The organism is Limosilactobacillus mucosae (assembly GCF_046939755.1).
In the GTDB taxonomy this organism is placed as follows: domain Bacteria; phylum Bacillota; class Bacilli; order Lactobacillales; family Lactobacillaceae; genus Limosilactobacillus; species Limosilactobacillus mucosae_A.
This window is the reverse complement of record NZ_JBKZAY010000057.1, coordinates 1-2,473: the sequence shown is the minus strand read 5'-3', so window position 1 is coordinate 2,473 and position 2,473 is coordinate 1. Positions and strand designations below refer to the sequence as shown.

The following is a 2,473-nucleotide window of genomic DNA, read 5'->3' as shown; positions in this document are numbered from 1 at the left end:
CAAGTACTACAACATGGATCAAGTAATCAAGGCGGCCTTAACGACCGTGGCTGGGGAGTTTGACTAGGGTTAGATGGTCAGGACTTTGCATACACGATGCTGCACCTTGTTAAGGATGATGATCGCTTGACAGTAGTTAATGATCAAATTGGCCGCCCGACCTGGACTCGGACGTTGGCAGAATTTATGACATATCTGGTTGATCATCATTGTGAGTATGGCGTTTATCAATTGTCGAATGAAGACAGTTGCTCGTGGTATGAATTTGCCTGTGAAATCTTGAAAGATAAGGATGTAGAGGTTGCTCCAGTTACCTCTGAAGAATATCCGCAAAAGGCATATCGGCCACGTCATTCCATTATGAGCCTGAAAAAAGCGGAAGCTACTGGATTTGCCATCCCAACGTGGCAAGCTGCTTTACAGGAATTTATGAGCCAGATTCAAGACAATCATTAATAATTGAAAACAACCTTCTATATATGAGATGACGTGTATAGAAGGTTGCTTATTAGTTATCGAAGAAAGCGCATACATACGTGCCGGCAAATTAACAACCATTTTGAATTCAATAAGAAAAAGAGTTAGGCGCAACCAAGCACCTAGCCCTTTAGTGTGTAAAATCTGCTATAAATTATGTATTTACATTAATTATTTTAGCGCACCGAGCTATTATCGGCAACTAGATAGAGCGCTTTCGTTGATATGGCTTATGATTTCAGCAGGCAGGTACCTTATGATATACTCGATTCAAAAGTTTTAAACGTTGCAATGGCTGCAAAGGCAAATATTTGGAGGAAACTACTATGGCAAAGCCAATTCCAACCTATATAATCAAGGCTGAACTGAAAGACTTTCGATCACCGGCAACCTGGCGGCGATTCAAAATCAAAAAGAATCTGCCAATTACTGAGCTGGCATACTATCTGGAAATCATGTTTGAAATGTACGCGGAGCATCAGTATGACTTCACTTACCAATCTGATGACGGTCTCGTGGTGATGGTGAACAATCCTGAAGAATACAGCATGATGCCGAGTTTTCCAGGCGGACCTAAAATCAAATACGTTGGCTTAAATGATTTCCGGCTTAACTACTTTAATGTTGGGGATGAATTCTTATTCCGCTATGACTTTGGCGCTGGCTGGGAAATCAAGCTGAAAATTGAGAAGCTGGACGATCAAAATGAGCTGAGTGCCAAGCATCTGCCGCGAATCATTGCCGGTAAAGGATTTGGAATTGTTGAAAACGTTGGTGGCGTTGATGCCTTAAAGGAATTTGGCCGCGATCTGAAACGTTCAGATGATCAATTGAATGATTTTGGAACAATGCTGCCAGAGCCGTTATTTGATGTAGCGGATGTCTTCACCTTGAACTACTACAACCAAGATGAACTCAACTGGCGGCTCAAACGGCTGATTCGTTACTATCGCCAGGCCTATGATGGCATTGAAATCTCCAACCATGCCATTGACCTGATTGAGCGCTACTATCCGGAGTTTAAATTAAGTTAGGATCTCTTAGATTTTAGATTGCTATCATCCGATTATGAACGTGATTGACGTTTGTAGTTGGATGATATTTTTTATTTTTAATTTTTTCAGAACGCTTCAAACGGATTATATGTTTGAAATGCCGAGAAGAACGGCTTAAAATTATAGTGACGGAGGGAATAAAATGCTAAAAAAGTTAACCTTTTTAAAGATAATAATTGAGAATCATCCATTATTTAGCAAGCAGATTGAATTTTCGGTTTTAAATGATACTAGAGTCGCGATAACTGATCAGAATAATGACTTAACCCATCTCTACCAGCGCCTTTGGACCGACAACGTGATAACGATTGTTGGAAAAAATGCTACTGGTAAGACTACTATTATGAAAACTATTATTGGAATGCTGACTTTTCTGCTCAATGATAAATCAATTGAACAGACTCAGTTGGCTGATGTTTTGCTTGGTACACAGCCAATAACCATTACTACCTTTTTCTATGGTGAAGATCGCAAAATCTATAAAGACATCACAACTTTTAAGCCTACTGATGATGGTCAGTGGTGGCATGTTGATTCAGAAAAAATTTACGTTAAAAAGATTGATAGCAAGACTTCCAAAAAGAAACTATTTGATTTTTCCGAAACGCTTAAGCCAGAATACGATCGGAATGCTCTTGATCCAATAACGGCTTCTGTGCTGGCAAACGATGATTCGATTTTTCGGATGGTGATTGCTACTGAAAAATACACGGTTCAGTTGATTGTTGATACGTTGATCTTTACCAATTTCAATGCCTTGATTTATGCCAAAGAAAACGTACCTGAAGAAATCCTGAAGTTTTTGGATCCAACTATTGAATATTTAAAGGTTGAAACTAAATCGATAAATGACCAAAATCGGCTTGTCTACCGATTAAAGTTTAAAAATCAGCCGGAAGAATTCGTTGAGACGAACTTTACGAATATTGAACACTACCTTT

2 protein-coding genes and 1 pseudogene are annotated in these 2,473 nt (G+C 39.2%); all 3 read left to right on the top strand.

Annotated elements, in window-relative coordinates; translation table 11 throughout:
• Nucleotides 1-81: 81 nt before the first annotated feature.
• Nucleotides 82-456, top strand: a pseudogene (locus tag ACLUWI_RS10005) (SDR family oxidoreductase); the annotation flags it as partial.
• A 347-nt stretch (nt 457-803) separates the two neighbouring features.
• On the top strand, nt 804-1,511 hold the full coding sequence (locus ACLUWI_RS10000) for an IS1096 element passenger TnpR family protein (protein ID WP_412147202.1): 708 nt from the start codon (nt 804-806) through the stop codon (nt 1,509-1,511).
• Between the two features lie 163 nt (nt 1,512-1,674).
• On the top strand, nt 1,675-2,473 hold a 799-nt coding region (locus ACLUWI_RS09995; RefSeq protein ID WP_412147201.1), incomplete at its 3' end, for an ATP-binding protein.